Source organism: Pseudarthrobacter sp. NamE5 (assembly GCF_005796225.1).
Lineage (GTDB): Bacteria > Actinomycetota > Actinomycetes > Actinomycetales > Micrococcaceae > Arthrobacter.
On sequence record NZ_VAHO01000001.1, the window covers coordinates 51,966 to 69,388 of the forward strand.

Sequence of the window (17,423 nt, forward strand, 5' to 3'; positions counted from 1 at the left end):
GGCGGGCTATCGGTGTTTCCCGCCATCTCTAGAACGTTCCAGATACCTTCTTTCCGTCCCGGCCGCAAGGCTTGTCTTCCGCCCCCTCCCCCACTAGGTTGTCTGGGAAGCGTTTTCCCACTTTTGAATTGAAAGGATTCACTGATGAATCCGAGGAGCAATCCCGTACGCCTTCTGTCCGTCGCCGCCGTCGGTATGGCACTTACCGTAGGCTGCCTCGCCGCCCCTGCGACCGCCGTCGAACGTTCTCCCAAACCCGGCGGTGCCGCCGTCCAGCTGGACCACCTGGACCGCGGCCTTGTCGCCGCCAAAACGTCGGAAGGTGTTTTCCTGAGCTGGCGCCTCCTTGGCCACGAAGCGTCCGGCTCTTCCGCCATTGGACTCACGGGCACGGACTTCAACGTGTACCGCGACGGGCAGAAGCTGGCGACCGTCACTGACAGCACCAACTTTTTGGATGCTTCCGGCACCGCCACGTCGCAGTACCAGGTGCGCGCCGTCGTCGAAGGTGCTGAAGTGGACGCAAGTGCCAGCACCACCTCCTGGGGCGGCAACTTCAAGGACATCCCGCTGAAGAAGCCGGCCGACGGCATGACTCCTGCAGGGCAGGCATACACCTATAACGCAAACGACGCATCCGTGGGAGACGTCGACGGCGACGGCCAGTACGAGTTCATCGTCAAGTGGGACCCGAACAACTCCAAGGACGTCTCGCAGGTGGGCTACACGGGCAACACCTACGTGGACACCTACAGGGCTGATGGGACCCTGCTTCATCGCATCGACCTGGGCGTCAACATCCGTTCCGGCGCGCACTACACCCAGCTCCTGGTGAACGATTTCGACGGCGACGGCCGGGCCGAGATGATGATGAAAACCGCTCCGGGGACCAAGAGCACCAGCTACACCCCAGACGGGCAGGTTGCCTCCGAGAACTTCATCTCGCTGCTGCAGTCGGACATCGACGCCGGCTACTCCAACACCGACGATTACCGGATGAGCGCGGCCGACTACCACCAACACATCGTGAAGATGTTCCAGGGCTGGAGCGCTCACCCGGAGGTGAAGGCCGGCAACTGGCCCGCCACCTTGGAGGAAGCCTTCGGGATCGCGCCCCAGTACCAGTACCCGCTGTCCCAGGCTGACGCCGAGGCACTCGCCAACCACTTCATGGACGTGTACGCTCCCTCGCGCAGCGGCCGGAATAACCTGCGCGCCTTCGAGGGCTTCATCCTGTCCGGCCCCGAGTACCTTACGGTGTTTGAAGGCGCCTCCGGCAAGGAACTCCAGACCGTCGCCTACGAGCCAGGCAGGCACGACGACGGCCTCATGTGGGGCGATTACGCGATGGCCCGCATCGAGCCGGGTAACCGCGTGGACAGGTTCCTGGCCGGCGTCGCCTACCTTGACGGCAAGAAGCCCGCCGCGGTCTTCGCCCGCGGCTACTACACCCGCACCGCCATGGCCAGCTATACCTGGGACGGCACCAGCCTCTCCTCCGTCTGGAACATCGATTCCGGCTGGACGCCCATGACCAACCCGTTCAACGACTCTCCCCACGGCCGTGACGGCACCGATCCCGAGTACGGCAAGCTCACGACGCAGGGTTTCCACTCCCTCAGCGCGTCGGACGTGGACGGTGACGGCAAGCAGGAGATCGTCTACGGCTCCGCCACCATCGACGACGACGGATCAGTACTGTACAGCTCGTTCGACACGCTGCCTGCCGGCAGCGCGGCACCCGGCACGGAGGCACGGTTGGGACACGGCGACGCCATGCACGTCACGGACATCGATCCCGCCCGGCCGGGCAAGGAAATCTTCACAGTGCATGAAGGCGGAACCTACGCTCCCTACGGCTACGCCATGCGTGATGCCGCCTCGGGCGAGGTGCTGTTCGGCGCCTACTCCGGCAGGGACACCGGCCGCGGCATGATCGGCGACGTCGATCCTGCGGTTCCCGGCATCGAGAACTGGGCCATTGGCATGCAGTCAGCCGACGGCGACAAGATCTCCACCACCATCCCCGGCACCAACATGAGCATCAAGTGGGCTGCCGACATGACCACGCAGATCATCTACGGCTCCAGGGAGCAGGCGCCCAGCATCGACGACTGGAAGCGCGGCAGGCTCCTCACCGCTACAGGCACCCGCACCAACAACGACACCAAGGGCAACCCCAGCCTGGTGGCAGACGTAGTGGGCGACTGGCGCGAGGAGATGCTGGTGCGCACGGCTGACAGCTCGGCCCTGCGGATGTTCATGAGCACCGAGGTAACCAGCCACAAGCTGTACACCCTTATGCACGATCCGCAGTACCGAGCGGAAGTGGCCCGGCAGAACACCAGCTACAACCAGCCGTCCTACACCGACTTTTACCTGGCGTCGGACATGGACTTCGCTGACGTTCCGTTGCGCGCGGCGTGGCTTCCCGGCAGCGTGAAGGCCCTGGAGCATGTACTGGAAGACCTGGTGGAGTCAGGGGACGTGGCCGGGCCAGTGGCCAGCCAGCTTGGTGCGGGCATCAAGCAGGCCTCGAAGGCGGTTGCCGACGGGGAATCCGAAAAGGCCGCACAGGCCATCCAGCGTTTCGTGGATTTCCTGGGCCAGCAGAAAGGCCCGGACGCCGTCTCCGTCACCGCTCGCGTGGCGCTGGAATACAACGCCGGTAATATTCTGCGGGCATTTGAGGGCTAGGACGGCGCCGCCCTACGGGAGAAACTATTGAGATGACACTTGCACCGCTGATCAAGCTCAATGACGGTTACTCCATCCCCCAAGTGGGCCTCGGCACCTGGCCGCTGGACGACGATCAGGTGGCCACCGCCGTCGTCCAGGCCCTCGAAGCCGGCTACAGGCACATTGATACTGCCGTGAAGTATCGCAACGAGCAGGGGGTGGGCAACGGTATCCGGGCCAGCGGACTGCCGCGTGAAGAGTTGTTCATCACCACCAAGCTTGACGGCGATTTCCAGGGGAACGACAGGGCGGTGGAGGGCCTGCAGGGCTCACTGGAGCGGCTGGGGCTGGACTATGTAGACCTGCTGCTGATCCACTGGCCCCTGCCCGCCCGCGGTGAATACATCTCCACATGGAAAACGTTCGAGCGGCTCCAGGCTGAAGGGAAGGTGCGTTCCATTGGTGTCTCCAACTTCAAGCCAGCGCATCTGGAGCGGCTGATGGCCGAAACAGAGGTGGTCCCGGCCGTCAACCAGATCCAGTTAACCCCTGCCGTTACCCGCCTGGCTGATCGGGAGTTCCACGAGAAGCATGGAATTCTTACGCAGTCCTACAGTCCGTTGGGAGGATCCGGCGCCGCCCTGCTCAGCGCCCCCATCTTGTCCCAATTGGCCGAAAAGCACGGCAAAACACCCGGCCAACTGGTCCTTCGGTGGCACGTACAGAACGGAATTGTAACGATTCCAAAAACGGCCAATGCGGAGCGCATGAGGGAAAATCTGGACATCTTCGATTTCTCCCTGGATCCGCAGGATCTCGCGGAAATGGCGATCCTGGACGAGGGTCCCGGTGCCGGCATTGATTCCGACGTCACTGGGCACTGAAAGAAGCCTGAACTGCACTTTTTGTCTTTCCCGGGGTTGGCAAAAAGATAGTAAGCATGATTACTATTGAGGCAGAAGGATGAAGTGCCGCCGGGATCCGGTGGCCTCCTTTACTTAGGAAGAGGAACGAAAAATGGGATTTATTGCATTTCTGATTCTCGGACTTATTGCTGGTGCGATCGCTAAGGCGATCCTTCCGGGCAGGCAGGGTGGCGGCTGGCTCATCACCCTCGTGCTCGGCGTTGTGGGAGCACTCCTCGGCGGCTGGATCGGAGGAATGATCTTCGGCAGCGGACTGCAGGAGTTCTTCTCGCTGCAGACGTGGCTGCTGGCCATCGGTGGCGCACTTATCGTGCTGCTGGTGTACGGCATGATCACCAAGCGCGGCGTGCGCGGCTAACTCTGCGCGCAAGCCAGGAAACCGGCCTGGGGACATCATCCCCAGGCCGGTTTTCACTTTCCCGGACCACTTGGCCCGGATTGGAAACCTTCTCACGGAGCAGGAGTTCAACGTGAAAAACAAGCTTCTTTTGGGTGTTGGAATTGCCGCAGGGTACGTCCTCGGATCACGGTCCGGCCGAGCTGCGTACGACAAACTCAAGGCACGGGCAGCTGGTATCTGGGACAGCAAACCCGTTCAGGACAAAGTGGCTGTTGCTACGGAAGCCATCAAGGAAAAGGCGCCCGAGGTTGCTGACCAGCTGAGCGAGGCCGCCCGGCGGGCAGGCACCGTCCTGGGCTCAGCGATGCACCGCGAGGGCTCTTCCGGCGGCAGCAAGTCTTCAACGTCCGACGACGACACAACGGGTGGCACCCCCGTCACCAGCACCACGGGCGCGTCCGGCGGTTTCGGCACGACCGGCACCGCCGGCACCACCGATACTCTCGGGACGTCTGCCACGCTGGGTACGCCTGCTGCCGGTACCTCCGCCGCTGGGACGTCAGCTGCAGGGACCTCCGGCACGCTGAACGACGCCGGAGATTTGGGCGAGGATCACATCCCAGCCCACAGCACCCACCCCGAAACGCTGAACCTGGGCACCTCTGACGAACCAGAATCAAAGCCCTAGCAGAGGTAGAACACATGGTGCAGGACGGCTGGGCCGCCGCTTGACAGCGGGAAAACCCTCCGCCTGTGCTACAACTGGATAGTTTTGCTGGCCGTCGCGATCCTTGGGGGACGCGGCGGCCAGCGGCGTTTCCGGCGTTCAAGGCGGAATTCGTCTACACTCAGTGCGCCTGTCATCCCGAAGTGTTGTCGCGGCCTTCACGGTCAACCGGACTTATCCACATAGCCCTTCCTGCCACCAAGTTTTGTCTCCCCCTGCGCCAGAATTGGGTTATGGAAGCCACCGGGGATCAGTTCGGGGAGTACGGCAGATCTACTGCCCTACTCACCCGCGCCGGCTCTCGGGGTGACAATCCCGCACCCGAAGGATTGGCCCGCTACTCCCGCTATCTGCCGGCGGACTCGGATACTGCCGCCTCGGAGGGTGTCGCTTCCGTCTCCCAAGCCGCAGAGTCTCCTGCCAAAGCCGCCGCGGCCCATCCGGAAGCCACAGCATCCCACTCCCAAGCGGCAGCAAGTGCAAATCGGCCGCTCCCAATGAATACCAAGGCCGCTCCCAGCGGAGCCACCAGCCTTGGGGCGATCACCGGGCTCTTGGCCTCAGCTGTTGCTGCCGCGCCGGCGGCCCTTGCTGCCGCCGATTATGTGGAGGCGTCTCATTTCGCCGGACAGGCGGAGGAGTTCTCGCGGGCCGCGGAGTACCTCCAACTGCTCGCTGCCGGAACCGTAGACCGGACCCGTCGCGAGGCGGTTGCCGCCGCGGAGGCGGCGCGTTCCAGCCGTTCCCGCGGCTGGGTTACGGGGTGGGACAACGGGAGCGAACGCCTGGACGAAACAGACACCGACTGGCCGGGGCCGGCCGCAGCGGCAGCCCCTACGGGAGAGGCAGGCAGCGCAGCACCCGTTCCCGCCGGGATTCCGGCAGACAGCACCGGCGCGGTGGTGCCCTCGCCAACTGATGACGGGTGCAGGAACACCGCGGAGTTCCTTCGGCTCCGGCTCCGGATACCTCTGCGTGAAGCCCGCCGCCGTCTGGCCCTGGCCCAACAGGTCCTGCCTGGCACCAGCCTGACTGGCCAGCCCATCCCACCGGCCAGGCCACACCTCGCCGCCGCCCTCACTCCAGCACCCACAGAGACAGCCACAGAAACAGCTACCGGCACGGGCGTCGTAGCGCCGGTGGTGTCCTCGTACGCGGGCACCATCATCACTGCGACACTGGACCGGCTCCAGCACCGCACCAGCGCCGAGAACCTTGACCGGATCGAACAGGACCTCACCACCACCGCTGCCACCGCCGACCCCGACTTCGTCGCCCGCCTCGCCCAGCGCTGGACCGACACCATCGACGCAGACGGCACCGAACCCAGCGAAGAAGCCCTCCGCCACACCCAGGGCGCCTTCATCCGCAAACCCCGCCACGGCCTGCACCACCTGGAAATCTTCGCCACCACAGACCAATACGAACACCTGCTCACCGCCATGAACGCGGCCACCAACCCCCGCACCAAAACCGAAACCACCAACGATGCCAGCAGCCCCGCAAGCGGCGAGGGCAACTATGGCCGCACAGGTGCGCCTGGGGTTTCAACCACTGCTGCCCGGACCACCACCGAGAGCAGGATATGGAGCGAGAAAAACCCGGAACTCGACCGCCGCACCCGGTCCCAAAAACAACTCGACGGCATCATCGGCGCCGTCAAAGCAGCCCTGGCCACCCATACTCTCCCCACCACCGGCGGCAATCGCCCCCAGATCATCGCCACCATCAACCATCGGGACCTCCTCCCCCGCCTCAACCACCACCCCGGAACCGGAAACTTCGTCTTCACCGGACCCGTGGCCGCAGCCACCCTGCGCAAAATCGCCTGCGACGCCGACATCATCCCCGCATTGCTGGGCAGCCACGGCGAAATCCTGGACCTCGGACGCAAAACCCGGCTCTTCACCCCAGCCCAACGCCTCGCCCTCACCGCGCGCGACCAAGGCTGCACCTTCCCCAACTGCACCATCCCCGCGCCCTGGTGCGAAGCCCACCACATCACCTACTGGTCACACGGCGGATTCACCACCACCGACAACGGCGTTCTCCTATGCACCCACCACCATCACCTCATCCACAAAGAACAATGGACCATCACCATCCGCAACCACACCCCCTGGTACACACCACCACCACACATCGACCCGCACCAAAAACCCCAACAAAACCACTACTTCAAAACACCCCCACCACCCGGGAAGTTGGAGTAAGCGCAATACCCGGGGAATCAGCGAGTGTCGGACTACGGCGTGCCGTTCTCAGTGCAGGGACGCCCATCAGATGGTGAACTGGTAACTCGAGAACCGCCTGCGCCGGAGCCAACCGCAGGGAGCGAGAATCACGAGGGGCAACCCCAGATCCCGGTCAGGCGGAAGCCAAAGGTGAGAGGCCTCCAGCCACCGGTGAGCCGCCTAGCGTCCCGGCGAGCCCGCCGGATGAGAGGCGACCACGACAGTGCCGTCCAGCACCCGGCGGTCCACCCACGCATCAAGAGCTGCTTCGGTGCGGCGCCTCAGCCAGCAGGAGGCGTGCCTCATCTTCCGCGAAAACACTGCAGCAACCATAAACACGGAAAAGGGCACGCGGAACGGCCGCTCACAACAGGGTTCCCCCGGCATAGGCGCCCATGTTCCGCACATTCAATCCCCGTGCTGGCGGCGTGAATTCCGATGCTAGTGCGCAGTTCCTCCGCTTAAGGTCACTTTGTTGGCAGGATGGAAACTATGACATCCCCTGGCCAGCAGGCAATTATTTGGACCGGTACCTATACCCCCGATGGAGGGGGCCGCGCCGAGGGCATCGGGGCCCTCGCTGAGCATGAGGACGGAAGCCTTGAATGGCTGGGGACCGCTGTCAAGGCAGATTCGCCGTCGTTCCTCGCCGTCCATCCCACCTTGCCCGTCGTGTACGCGGTGGCCGAGCAGCGCAAAATGGTGCGCGCCTACCGCCGCACTGGCGACTTCGGTCTGGAACCCTTAGGAGAGCCGCAGCCCGCGGGAGATGCAACGTGCCACGTGGCCGTTGACCCGCAGGGCCGCTCCGTCACCGCTGCGTGCTGGGGAGACGGCCAAGTCCTGCTCTACGAACTGGATGCCAACGGCGCCCTGAAGGACCGATTCCCTGCGGCGCCGTCCGTGGACCCGCACGCCATCGTGAACCCCGGCGAGCCGAGGCAGAGCCGGGCGCACGCCAGCCTGATGCTGGCGGACGGCCGAGTGATGACGACCGATCTGGGCCACGACACCCTGCGGATTTGGAACTACGTCCCTGCGACAGGCCTGGTAGCCGACCACGAGGTGGCCCTGCCCTTTGGCAGCGGCCCCCGCCACCTGGTGCAGCACCACAGCGGCCACGTCTTCGTAGTGTCGGAGTACTCCGTTGAAGTGTTCATTGTCAGACCGGAGGCGGGCACCTTCGAACTGGTCTTCCGGGGACCGGCCACATCCGGTGGCAGCACTCCGGACGATTCCGCTGCTGAGATCTGCCTCAATGCCCGGGGCAACTACGCTTACGCGGGTGTCCGCGGGTCCAACATCATCAGTGTGCTGGAGGTCGGCGGCGACGGAACGGAACTGATACCCGTCAAGGACTTCCCCAGCGGCGGTGACTGGCCCCGGCATCACCTGGTAAGGGAGACCTGGCTGCACGTGGCGCACGAGCGGTCAGACAACGTCGCCACTTTTGCCCTCGATCCCGCCACCGGCCTTCCCGGCCCCAGTATCCACAACGTGGAAACACCATCACCTACCGCGCTGGTGCCCGCCCGGTAACGCGCCGGCATGAACAGCGGGCTCGACTGGCAGCCGTCCCGTGCGCCTACCGGTGCAGGGCTCCCTCCACCGCCGCCAACAAGGAGTTGAACCGCGCGTTGGCGGGGAGGTCATCCAGGAACACGGGTATGCCGTCGGGTCCGCCCAGCGGCACCTGCCAGTTCGGATACAAAGCTTCGGTGGTGCCGGGCTGGTTCTGGACCCGCCGCTCCCCCACCGCGTCCACCAGGGCGACACCGAGCAGGACCGACGGCGTCTGGGTGAGCAGGAGGTGCAGGGCCTCGATGGTCTGCTCTTCCGTCTCTGCCGGCCCGCTCGCCGCTTTCCCGGGCAGGTAGCCGCGCTCCCGCACGAGCGCAAGCATCTTCTCCAAAGAGGCGTTGTGCTCGGCCCGCTCCTCTTCCTCGGACCGTTCGAGGAGCCCGAGGCGGCTGCGCAGCGCCACATGGTCGCCGGCGAGGTAGCCCGCGGTGGGCGGGAGGTCATGGGTGTTGACACTCGCGAGGGCCTGCGTCCGGTACTTTTCGGGCGCAAGGGGGGAATCGCCGTCGTACTCGAACCACAGGATGGACGTCCCCAGGATGCCGCGGGCAGCAAGGTAGTCACGCACCCATGGCTCAAATGTGCCCAGGTCCTCGCCGATCACCACCGCCCCGGCACGCTGGGCCTCCAGGGCCAGGATGCCGATCAGGGCTTCGTGGTCGTAGCGCACATAGGCACCATCACCGGGCGCGTTTCCGAGCGGGATCCACCAGAGCCTGAACAGGCCGAGGATGTGGTCGACGCGGATGCCGCCGGCATGCCGGAGAACGGTAGCCAGCATGTTCCGGAAGGGCTGGTAGCCGGCCTCGGCCAGGCGCGCCGGGTGCCACGGCGGCTGTCCCCAGTCCTGGCCCTGCTGGTTGTACATGTCCGGCGGGGCGCCAACGCTGGTCCCGGGGGCCAGAACGCCGCGCAGGGTCCAGGCGTCGGCACTGCTATGGTCCACGCCAACGGCAAGATCGTGCACAACGCCCAGCCGCATGCCGGAACGCAGCGCAACCTTTTGGGCCTCTTCCAGCTGCTCATCGCAGATCCACTGCAGCCACCGGTGAAACCCGATCCGGTCGGCAAGTTTCTTCCTCAGCGACTCCGCTTCCCGACTGCCCAGAGCCCGGGCAGGGTCGGTCCACAGCGGATCGTCCGGCGCCAGGTCCTCCCGGAGCGCGGACCAGAGGGCAAAATCGTCAAGTCCCGGGCCGGAGGCGCGGCAAAATTCCTCGAAGGCCGCCTGGCGGGCCGGGGAACGGCGTGTGTGGTAGAGCATTTCCAGGGCCTCAAGCTTGGCCCCATAGACGGCGTTGCGATCGAGCCGGCCGCCCTCCTTGTTCAGCCCGGAAACCTCCTCGCGAAGCTTTTCCACCGTGGCACGCCGGCGCGGCTTCAGGTACGCCAGCTCAGTGATGGCCTCGACCCGGATGTACAGCGGGTTGAAGAACCGGCGGGTGGAGGGTGAGTACGGCGAGGGCTGCACCGGCGGGACCGGTTCGGCGGCATGCAGCGGGTTCACCAGTACGTAGTCCGCGCCGCGGACTCCGCTGAGGGCGGCAAGGTCAGCCAGATCGGCAAAATCACCGATCCCCCAGGAGCGCTTGGAGCGGACGGAGTAGAGCTGCGTGGCCAACCCCCAGCCGCGGCGCTGTTCGAGGGCTTCCGCAGTGGTCAGCCGGCGCGGGGTCACCACCAGAGTGGCGGACGCGGTCACGCCCCCGGACTCGGCCTGAAGGGTGTGCCAGCCGAGCGGCAGGTCCTCGGGAAGGGGGAAGGTGGCACGGCCGATGGATTTCCCGTCGACCTCCACAGGGTGTTCCCAGACGTCCTGCTGGACCGCATCAACGGTGGCGCCGTCTTCAAGGGCGATGGCCAGGCTTACTGCGGCGCCGTCGGCCACGTGGACCGGAACCAGCGCGGGCTCGCCCTGCATGATCACGACGGCGGGAGGCAGCATCCGCCGCCAGGGAGCCAGCTCCGCTTCCACCAGGGCGGCCTCAATGGCCTGGTTCGTGGCAGCCTGAACGCCCAATGCGGCAAGGACCTTGATCAGGGTCTCCTCGGCCACTGTGTGCGGCAGCCCGTCCCAGCCCTGGAAGGAGGTGCCTACTCCATGGGCGTCCGCCAGTTTCTGGAGCAGGTGCGGATTAACGGCTGCGGAGGCAGCTTGGGAGGCGGCAGGAGCACCCGGCGGATCGGCCGGCATCCCTGCTTGTTGTGGGTGCTGCTGGTCTGAAGCCGTCATGCGTGTCCGCCTCGTCTGGTGTGATGTGCCCCGAACTTACAGTGCTGCCTGTTGTACCGGGCGCCTGCACCCCCGCGCACAACCGTTGGTTCAGATTATTGCAGGGCGGCGCCGGGACGAAACCCGCGCTGTGGCGCGGTCGGTTCAAACACTGCTGGCCTCAGCGATCTTTTGCCCCTTCATGAAGGAGTTCCTTCCCACGGGCAGTGGGTGGCGGGCCGGTGGCAGGACGCCTTGCTGAGCGGGGCCCCCCAGTTCCATTGCATTGTCAGCATGGATGCCGTTGCCCCAATAAGCGGGAACAGCGGACGCGCAGCGCGCCACACTTCGTCATCCCGGGCTCCTGAGTTACTCCATGCGAAGAAAAGAGAAGGACTAAGGCAAGTATCTGCCGCGGCACCGTCAGGCTGTGTAGCCTCAACACGATCAAGGGCATCAGCGGCGAACGCAACGGGAGGAAACCGGCATGAGCCTCAGCGAACTGCGGGTGTTCGGGCGGTCGGGCACCCCCGTCAGCCCTCTCACCTTGGGCACCATGAACTTCGGCGAGGGCAGCGGCAGCCAAGGCGGCGCCCGGCAGGGCGCTCCTACCGGGGCGGAGGAGAGCATCCGCATCATCCACGCGGCGCTGGATGCCGGGATCACCGCCGTCGACACCGCGGACGTCTACTCCCAGGGCGAGTCCGAGCAGGTGGTGGGCAGGGCGCTGCGCGGCCGGCGTGATGACGTCTTCCTTGCCACCAAGTTCCACGGCCAGATGAACTCCAACCCGGCACACTCGGGAAACTCGCGGCGCTGGATTATGCAGGCAGTCGAAGGCAGTTTGCGGCGGCTGCAGACGGACAGGATTGACCTCTACCAGGCGCACCGTCCCGACTACAACACGGACGTACTGGAAACCATCACCACCCTCAATGACCTGATCCGGCAGGGAAAGATCCTTTACTACGGCACCTCGGTGTTCACCCCGGCCCAACTGGTGGAGGCGCAGTGGCTGGCCACCACCAACCACCTGATCCCGCCCCTGGGAAACCAGGTGCCATACTCCATGCTGGTACGCGGCAACGAACGCGATGTGCTGCCCATTGCGCAGCAGTACGGGCTTGGAGTCCTGGCTTACGGGCCGCTGGCCGGCGGCTGGCTGTCCGGCAATTTCACCCTTGAGGCAGGCAAGGCCGCCACCAAAGTTCATTCGCTCCCCGGCCGCTACGACATCTCCGGTCCTTCCAGTGAACGCAAACTCCGGGCCGCGGATGCGCTGGCCAGGCTGGCCGACAAGCTCGAACTGCCGCTGGTGGAACTTGCCATGGGCTTCGCCCTGACCCACCCGGCCATCAGCAGCGTCATTATCGGGCCCCGCAACGAGGAACACCTGCAGGCGTACCTGCGGGCAGCGGATGTCCGGCTCAGCGAGGCCGTCCTCGATGCCATCGATGACGTAGTTCCCCCGGGCACCAACTTCATGGAGCGCGACGCCGGCGCCATCGTCCCTTCCCTCGAGTTCGCAGAACTGCGACGGCGGTAGCCGCCTTCCCCGGGCGGGCGTTCGATAGGAACGGCTGCTTCAGCAGCCACCGCCCGCCTGCCTGCCTATCATGATGAGGGTGAGGTCCCTTCTTACCGTCGGTCACGGCACTGCTTCCCAGGCCGAATTTGCCTCACTGCTGAAAGCTGCCGGCGTCGCCTCGCTGGTGGATGTACGGATCGGGCCGGGCAGCAGGAAGCATCCGCATTTCGGCAAAGACCTGATGGCGCAGTGGCTTCCCGACGCGGGAATCAGCTACCGCTGGGAACAGCGGCTGGGCGGTTTCCGCAAGCTCCCTCCTGATTCCCCGGATACTGCGCTGCGCAATGAATCCTTCAGGGCCTACGCCGCCTACATGCGTTCGGCTGACTTCACCGCGGCCGTGACGGAGCTGATTGCTGCAGCGCAAACCGCCCGGACAGCCATCATGTGCAGTGAAACCCTATGGTGGCGGTGCCACCGCAGACTCGTGGCGGACCACTGCATGCTGATCGCGAAAGTCCCCGTTGAACACCTGATGCCGCCAGCCAAGGCCGTGCCGCACGTTCCCACCCAGGGCGTCCGGGTCCTCGAAAATCAACTGCGCTACGATGTCCGGGAGTGACGCCGCCCCAGGCTCTTGACTCAGGGAAGCTGGACTCCTACGGTCAATACCGATATCCCTTCTCATGAAATTCAGGGGCATCCAATGCCAATGTCCGAAGAGGAGCGGAGACTGCTCAAAGAGCTGGAGCTGGGGCTGATCGCTGACGATCCCCATCTGGCCATGGAGCTGCTCTCCGGCTACCCGGCGCCCCGGTTCAGGGCGGACCTGTTTTTTGGAGCGCTCGCCTCCCTGATGGGGCTGGTGCTGCTTATTGCCGGCGCCAGCGGCCAGATCATCGCCCTGGTGGTCCTGGGTTTTTCACTGGTGGGACTGGGCACCGGACTGCTGCTCGGCAAGCCTTTCCCGGGCCGGGGCAGGCGGCGGGAGCGGCCTGCCGCCTGACTGCCGCGGCGTCAGGATGAACAGGCTTAGGATTACGACGGCGGCGCCAAGCCAGCCGGGCAGCGGCAGCCGCTCACCCACCACGAGGACCGCAAGGACTGCCGCCACGACCGTTTCCAGCAGGGAAATCCCGGTGGCGGTGCTGGCCCGGATCCTCGCCAAGCCCCAGCCGAACAGGACGTACCCGGCGAACATCGGCACCAGCGCCATGTAGGCTCCCACGGAGAAATTGGTCCACGAATCCAGCAGTGGCCGGCCGGTCAGGGCGAGCACGGGCATCAGCAGGAACCCGCCGAGCCCGAAGACAGCCCCCATCGCCGCCCGTGATGAAACCCCGCCCCCAATCAGGCGGTGCGCCGCCCAGGAATAGAGGGCATACGTCGCGCCCGCCACCAGGCCCAGTCCTATTCCCGCCAGGGACAGCCAGGGATTCGCGGCGGAAGCGGAACCTTCGGGTCCGTGGCTGGTGAAGGACAACAGCGCCGCTCCCGTGACCCCCAAAAGAGCTCCTGCCATCCAACGGCGGGTGAGCGGCTTGCCGTCCGCAAAACGCTCGACGAGGGCGGCGGCCACCGGGGCCGAGCCGATGGAAACCACGGTGCCCACGGCCACCCCTGACAAACGCATCGAACTGTAAAAAGCGAGCGGATAGACAGCCACCGCGGCAGCACCGAAGAATACCAGCCGCCAGCGGTCCAGCAGGCCGGGCCACTGCCCGGCAATGGCACTGACCGCATACAACGCCTGAAGCAAACCTCCGATTCCCATCGCAACAGCTCCGATGGCCAGCGGACTCACGGAAGGCGCGAAAGTTGCAGCAGTACCCGTGGTGCCCCACAGCACGGAAGCCGCCACCACGCACAGGGCACCCCAGAGCGGCGCATTCGCGGATCCCCCAGCCACGTTCACAACCCCTCCATCAGCTGTACAGCCATAACCCGGCTATCTTTCAGCCGCTCGTCATTACCCTCAAGGCCGGCCCGGGCCATGGCGCCCTCAAGCAGGAAAGCCAGGTGCCGGGCAAGCCGGGCAGCGCGCTCTTCCTTCCCCGGCAGCAGCTCAGCCACGTGCCCGGCCAGCAGTTCCTCAACCTCTTCCTTGTGCCGGCGCACCACCTGCCGACCCGGTGCGCCGGCGGGGAGTTCCGCCGCAGCGTTAAGCAGGCCGCAGCCCCTGAACCCGTCCTGGTACGCGAGGTGGGCATGGTCGGTATACGCGTCGAAGACTGCCAGCACGCCCTCACGGGGAGTGCGCGCGCTGTCCAGCCGCCGGCGGTACAGTTCCAGCCATTCCTGGTGCCGGGCGTCAAGGCAGGCAGCCACCAGCTCGGCCTTGGAGGCGAAATTGTTGTAGAGGCTCTTCTTCGCCACGCCGGCCTCGGAGGTAATGGTGTCGATGCCCGTTGCCCCTACCCCTTGCGCATAGAAGAGCCGCGCCGCAGCATTAAGCAGCAGCACGCGGGCCCTTGGTTTCGACGGGCCCGGTTCTGGAGAGGACACGGTATCTGCTCCTAGGGACGAAAAAGTAGTTAGACCAGTATACCTAACTCGAAGGGGAATAACCCTTGGGGACTCCGTGTTCCCGCTCTGTTCAGGATGGACAGCACAGCAGCCGACAGGAGAAATGCATCAATGTCAGTTGATTACGACGCTCCGCGGGTGACGCCCGAGGAAGAGCCGAATATCGGCCTCGAGGAGCTGAAGACCGAAAAGTCGGGCCGGAGGGAGGCAATTGCCGACGTCGACGAAACCGAGCTCGCGGACAGCTTCGAACTGCCCGGGGCGGATCTCTCCAACGAGGAACTCCTGATCCAGGTAGTTCCGGTTCAGTCCGACGAGTTCACCTGCATGTCCTGCTTCCTGGTCCACCACCGCAGCCAGCTCGCCAGGGAAAAGGACGGCAAGAAGTACTGCAAGGAGTGCGAGTCCTAGGGCAGGCCCGAGACGGAAGCGGCTCCCCGCCGCTTTCGCCAGCAAGCCAAAGGCGAAAGGTTGCTTGCGGCCGGCCGGTGAAGGCCTGCGGCGGCCGCGCGGCCACCCCTTTCCGCAGCCGCAAAAAAAAATACATTTCTGCACCCATCCACCTGCCGCCCGGCTCCGAATTTGCAACGGAAAGCCGGATCCCAGGGAAGGACGCGACGATGGATGAAGTGGACCAGCAGGCTCTGACCGGTGCCGTCATACAGGAGCACGGCCTGGACCTCGGCCAGCTGTGGCTGGAACACATAGCCTTGGGCGGCGATGCCTCCGAGCAGGACATCAGGAACTACAGCGCCGGGCTTTCAGCCCTCCCGCCCAAGGAACGTGACACTTTGGCCCAGGCGGTCAACGAGCACTGTTCTGCAGCCGGGCTGCCCGGGCGGGCACCGTTCAGCGATTCCCACGTCACCGGGCCCCGTTCAGACTCGCCGGGCACCTCCTCGCCGAGGTGATGCCCGCCGGCCGAGGTGGCATCTACTCGTCGAAGTACGTAAAGGTCTTCGAACTGCCGGACACCGACGCGATCACCGCGGCTGCGACGTCCTTGAGCTTCTTGTTACGGGTGTTGGACGCCAGCAGCAGGACGTTGAAAGCCTCGCGCTGGCTGCACCGGTTTTGGGCCATGATGGCACCAGTGGCCAGGTCGATCACGGTCCTGGATTTCATGGCGGCGCTCATGCCGTCCCTGACATCCTGGAGCTTGTCTATGCGCAGGGCAACCCGGAGGCTTTTCGCAACCTGGGCAGCAAACGCCTGGGCGGCAGCGATGTCCTCGCTGCTGAAACCGTGACGCTGCCCGCAGTACAGGCTCAGGACACCCTTGGCGTCCTCATCCAGCGCGAGCGGCAAACTGACAGCGGAAGAGAACTCTTGCCGGACGAGCGCTGCAGCGTATTCGGGCCACCGTTTCTCCCTGCCGGCATCCGGGACCAGCACAGGGGCGGGCCCGCGCATGGCGGTGAGCTCTGGCCCGTCGCCGTACTTGTCCAAAAGCTGGTGCAGTATTCGAACGGAGGAATCGCTGCCGGCTGCCGCAGTGGGCTTCTTTTTCCTCTCCACTGCCACACCGCAGTAGAGCTGCCTGCCGGGGCTGCTGAGCCTCGCGGCGCAATACAGGGCCAGGTCCCCCAGGAACTGCTCAATATCAGTACTGTCAAGGACCAGGTCCTGAAGATGGAGTGCGACGTCAGCAAAAACTTCGTCACGTGCTGCTTTGGCGTGCATCAAAAGGATCTCCCCCTCCCGGACGGCGCAAAGGCCATAAACGTGCATCAAAGGACGTCCTGGCCGCTCACTGCCGAACGGGTACATTCCAGCCTACCCCCGTGAAGGCATGGTGCCTCAACTATGAACAACGCAATCCGCACGGGAACCATCGAAGTCCTGCCGCTAGGCCTCGACTGCGGGCCGGGGCCGGGCAGGCAGCAGCGCGGCGGCCATTTTGTAGCACAGCCTTCCGCCCAGCTCCTGGGGGCGGATCCACACCTCGTAGCCCTCCGCGGCCGCAAAAAGTGCCCTGCCACCGGCGGCGTCCGCGGCCAGCCAGATGGCCGAGGAGTCCTCCATCGCATCGTCCACCACGCCGGCCCGGACGAGCTCAAAGTCCTTCCGGACCTCCACTGGGGTGCCGACCAGGCGGCTCCAGTCACGGTAACGGTATGCCTCCATCATCGCCTTTCAGTCCTGATGCCGGGCGCCTAGCAGGCCTCGAAGTCCGTCAGGACCTTCACTTTGCCGGCCGACGCCGAGGCCGGATCAAAGGTGTAGCCGATCCATTCCCTGGCCAGCCGGCGGGCGAGTTCGATGCCCACCACACGCTGGCCCATAGTGAGGACCTGGCAGTCGTTGGAGAGGATCGAGCGTTCAACGGAAAAGGAGTCATGGGCGGCGGTGGCACGGATCCCCTCCACCTTGTTCGCGGCGATCGCCACGCCAATTCCGGTGCCGCAGAAGAGGATGGCCCGGTCAGCGGCGCCGTCCCGGATCATCTCTCCGGCAGTGATTCCCACTAGGGGGTAGGGCCTGGTGAAGTCGTCCGGGGCGTCGGAGCGGTTGACTCCAATGTCCATGACCTCGCTGACGCGCGGGTCCTGCCGCAGGTCCTCAAGGACCCGGTCCTTGTAGTCCACTCCGGCTTCATCGGAGCCCACGATGAGTCGCAGTCCCATGATTCGTCTTTTCGTGTTCCTGCCTGTACTGATGTCTGCGGTC

General features: G+C 65.0%; 17 protein-coding genes. 11 read left to right on the forward strand and 6 right to left on the reverse strand.

Features of this window, described 5'->3' with window-relative positions; genetic code table 11:
• The first annotated feature begins 144 nt into the window (after nucleotides 1-144).
• From FDW84_RS01425 to FDW84_RS01450, 6 genes are all read left to right on the forward strand, one after another.
• Nucleotides 145-2,697: a rhamnogalacturonan lyase gene (locus tag FDW84_RS01425; protein ID WP_138605869.1), complete on the forward strand. Its 2,553-nt coding sequence runs from the start codon at nucleotides 145-147 to the stop codon at nucleotides 2,695-2,697.
• Between the two features lie 32 nt (nucleotides 2,698-2,729).
• The gene (locus FDW84_RS01430) at nucleotides 2,730-3,563 is read left to right on the forward strand and encodes an aldo/keto reductase (protein WP_138605871.1); all 834 of its coding nucleotides are present in this window, start codon (nucleotides 2,730-2,732) and stop codon (nucleotides 3,561-3,563) included.
• A 133-nt stretch (nucleotides 3,564-3,696) separates the two neighbouring features.
• Nucleotides 3,697-3,963: a GlsB/YeaQ/YmgE family stress response membrane protein gene (locus FDW84_RS01435; RefSeq protein WP_138132576.1), complete on the forward strand. Its 267-nt coding sequence runs from the start codon at nucleotides 3,697-3,699 to the stop codon at nucleotides 3,961-3,963.
• A gap of 112 nt (nucleotides 3,964-4,075) precedes the next feature.
• Nucleotides 4,076-4,633 carry a hypothetical protein gene (locus FDW84_RS01440; RefSeq protein ID WP_138605873.1) on the forward strand — a complete coding sequence of 186 codons (558 nt, stop codon included), beginning with the start codon at nucleotides 4,076-4,078 and terminating at the stop codon, nucleotides 4,631-4,633.
• A 272-nt stretch (nucleotides 4,634-4,905) separates the two neighbouring features.
• Nucleotides 4,906-6,885: an HNH endonuclease signature motif containing protein gene (locus FDW84_RS01445; RefSeq protein WP_138605875.1), complete on the forward strand. Its 1,980-nt coding sequence runs from the start codon at nucleotides 4,906-4,908 to the stop codon at nucleotides 6,883-6,885.
• Nucleotides 6,886-7,398: 513 nt separating this feature from the next.
• The gene (locus tag FDW84_RS01450; RefSeq protein WP_138605877.1) at nucleotides 7,399-8,445 is read left to right on the forward strand and encodes a lactonase family protein; all 1,047 of its coding nucleotides are present in this window, start codon (nucleotides 7,399-7,401) and stop codon (nucleotides 8,443-8,445) included.
• 46 nt (nucleotides 8,446-8,491) lie between these two features.
• On the opposite strand, the gene malQ is transcribed toward FDW84_RS01450, so the two are convergent.
• Nucleotides 8,492-10,720 carry a 4-alpha-glucanotransferase gene (gene malQ / locus FDW84_RS01455; protein ID WP_138605879.1) on the reverse strand — a complete coding sequence of 743 codons (2,229 nt, stop codon included), beginning with the start codon at nucleotides 10,718-10,720 and terminating at the stop codon, nucleotides 8,492-8,494.
• 466 nt (nucleotides 10,721-11,186) lie between these two features.
• Here malQ and FDW84_RS01460 point away from each other — a divergent pair, with 466 nt between their 5' ends.
• From FDW84_RS01460 to FDW84_RS01470, 3 genes are all read left to right on the forward strand, one after another.
• Nucleotides 11,187-12,245 carry an aldo/keto reductase gene (locus FDW84_RS01460; RefSeq protein ID WP_138605881.1) on the forward strand — a complete coding sequence of 353 codons (1,059 nt, stop codon included), beginning with the start codon at nucleotides 11,187-11,189 and terminating at the stop codon, nucleotides 12,243-12,245.
• A 73-nt stretch (nucleotides 12,246-12,318) separates the two neighbouring features.
• Nucleotides 12,319-12,849: a DUF488 domain-containing protein gene (locus tag FDW84_RS01465; protein WP_138606469.1), complete on the forward strand. Its 531-nt coding sequence runs from the start codon at nucleotides 12,319-12,321 to the stop codon at nucleotides 12,847-12,849.
• Nucleotides 12,850-12,933: 84 nt separating this feature from the next.
• The gene (locus FDW84_RS01470; RefSeq protein ID WP_240721321.1) at nucleotides 12,934-13,233 is read left to right on the forward strand and encodes a DUF3040 domain-containing protein; all 300 of its coding nucleotides are present in this window, start codon (nucleotides 12,934-12,936) and stop codon (nucleotides 13,231-13,233) included.
• On the opposite strand, the gene FDW84_RS01475 is transcribed toward FDW84_RS01470, so the two are convergent.
• Together FDW84_RS01475 and FDW84_RS01480 are read right to left on the reverse strand one after the other, a co-directional pair.
• Nucleotides 13,150-14,142, reverse strand: coding sequence for a DMT family transporter (locus FDW84_RS01475; RefSeq protein ID WP_371419117.1), 993 nt, complete (start codon nucleotides 14,140-14,142; stop codon nucleotides 13,150-13,152). The two genes, FDW84_RS01470 and FDW84_RS01475, sit on opposite strands and share 84 nt — an antisense overlap.
• Nucleotides 14,139-14,732, reverse strand: a complete 594-nt coding sequence (locus tag FDW84_RS01480) for a TetR/AcrR family transcriptional regulator (RefSeq protein ID WP_240721322.1) — start codon at nucleotides 14,730-14,732, stop codon at nucleotides 14,139-14,141. The genes FDW84_RS01475 and FDW84_RS01480 overlap by 4 nt, the downstream gene beginning before the upstream one ends.
• A 132-nt stretch (nucleotides 14,733-14,864) precedes the next feature.
• Here FDW84_RS01480 and FDW84_RS01485 point away from each other — a divergent pair, with 132 nt between their 5' ends.
• Together FDW84_RS01485 and FDW84_RS01490 are read left to right on the forward strand one after the other, a co-directional pair.
• Nucleotides 14,865-15,164, forward strand: coding sequence for a DUF4193 domain-containing protein (locus FDW84_RS01485; protein ID WP_138605883.1), 300 nt, complete (start codon nucleotides 14,865-14,867; stop codon nucleotides 15,162-15,164).
• A 209-nt stretch (nucleotides 15,165-15,373) separates the two neighbouring features.
• Nucleotides 15,374-15,664, forward strand: coding sequence for a hypothetical protein (locus tag FDW84_RS01490; protein ID WP_138605885.1), 291 nt, complete (start codon nucleotides 15,374-15,376; stop codon nucleotides 15,662-15,664).
• A gap of 22 nt (nucleotides 15,665-15,686) precedes the next feature.
• Here the strand turns inward: FDW84_RS01490 and FDW84_RS01495 are convergent, their stop codons facing one another.
• From FDW84_RS01495 to FDW84_RS01505, 3 genes are all read right to left on the reverse strand, one after another.
• Nucleotides 15,687-16,436: a GAF and ANTAR domain-containing protein gene (locus FDW84_RS01495; RefSeq protein WP_171046609.1), complete on the reverse strand. Its 750-nt coding sequence runs from the start codon at nucleotides 16,434-16,436 to the stop codon at nucleotides 15,687-15,689.
• Nucleotides 16,437-16,601: 165 nt separating this feature from the next.
• Entirely contained in the window at nucleotides 16,602-16,883 is a 282-nt protein-coding gene (locus FDW84_RS01500; protein WP_240721323.1) for a hypothetical protein, read from the reverse strand.
• 26 nt (nucleotides 16,884-16,909) lie between these two features.
• On the reverse strand, nucleotides 16,910-17,380 hold the full coding sequence (locus tag FDW84_RS01505) for an RpiB/LacA/LacB family sugar-phosphate isomerase (RefSeq protein ID WP_138606481.1): 471 nt from the start codon (nucleotides 17,378-17,380) through the stop codon (nucleotides 16,910-16,912).
• Between the last annotated feature and the right edge of the window lie 43 nt (nucleotides 17,381-17,423).

What these genes read in the sequence shown, in the direction of transcription:
- FDW84_RS01425 (WP_138605869.1), top strand. Translation starts at nt 145, where the DNA reads ATGAATCCGAGGAGCAATCCCGTACGCCTTCTGTCCGTCGCCGCCGTC.
- FDW84_RS01430 (WP_138605871.1), top strand. Translation starts at nt 2,730, where the DNA reads ATGACACTTGCACCGCTGATCAAGCTCAATGACGGTTACTCCATCCCC.
- FDW84_RS01435 (WP_138132576.1), top strand. Translation starts at nt 3,697, where the DNA reads ATGGGATTTATTGCATTTCTGATTCTCGGACTTATTGCTGGTGCGATC.
- FDW84_RS01445 (WP_138605875.1), top strand. Translation starts at nt 4,906, where the DNA reads ATGGAAGCCACCGGGGATCAGTTCGGGGAGTACGGCAGATCTACTGCC.
- FDW84_RS01450 (WP_138605877.1), top strand. Translation starts at nt 7,399, where the DNA reads ATGACATCCCCTGGCCAGCAGGCAATTATTTGGACCGGTACCTATACC.
- malQ (WP_138605879.1), bottom strand. Translation starts at nt 10,720, where the DNA reads ATGACGGCTTCAGACCAGCAGCACCCACAACAAGCAGGGATGCCGGCC.
- FDW84_RS01460 (WP_138605881.1), top strand. Translation starts at nt 11,187, where the DNA reads ATGAGCCTCAGCGAACTGCGGGTGTTCGGGCGGTCGGGCACCCCCGTC.
- FDW84_RS01465 (WP_138606469.1), top strand. Translation starts at nt 12,319, where the DNA reads ATGAGGGTGAGGTCCCTTCTTACCGTCGGTCACGGCACTGCTTCCCAG.
- FDW84_RS01470 (WP_240721321.1), top strand. Translation starts at nt 12,934, where the DNA reads ATGCCAATGTCCGAAGAGGAGCGGAGACTGCTCAAAGAGCTGGAGCTG.
- FDW84_RS01485 (WP_138605883.1), top strand. Translation starts at nt 14,865, where the DNA reads ATGTCAGTTGATTACGACGCTCCGCGGGTGACGCCCGAGGAAGAGCCG.
- FDW84_RS01490 (WP_138605885.1), top strand. Translation starts at nt 15,374, where the DNA reads ATGGATGAAGTGGACCAGCAGGCTCTGACCGGTGCCGTCATACAGGAG.
- FDW84_RS01495 (WP_171046609.1), bottom strand. Translation starts at nt 16,436, where the DNA reads ATGCACGCCAAAGCAGCACGTGACGAAGTTTTTGCTGACGTCGCACTC.
- FDW84_RS01500 (WP_240721323.1), bottom strand. Translation starts at nt 16,883, where the DNA reads ATGATGGAGGCATACCGTTACCGTGACTGGAGCCGCCTGGTCGGCACC.
- FDW84_RS01505 (WP_138606481.1), bottom strand. Translation starts at nt 17,380, where the DNA reads ATGGGACTGCGACTCATCGTGGGCTCCGATGAAGCCGGAGTGGACTAC.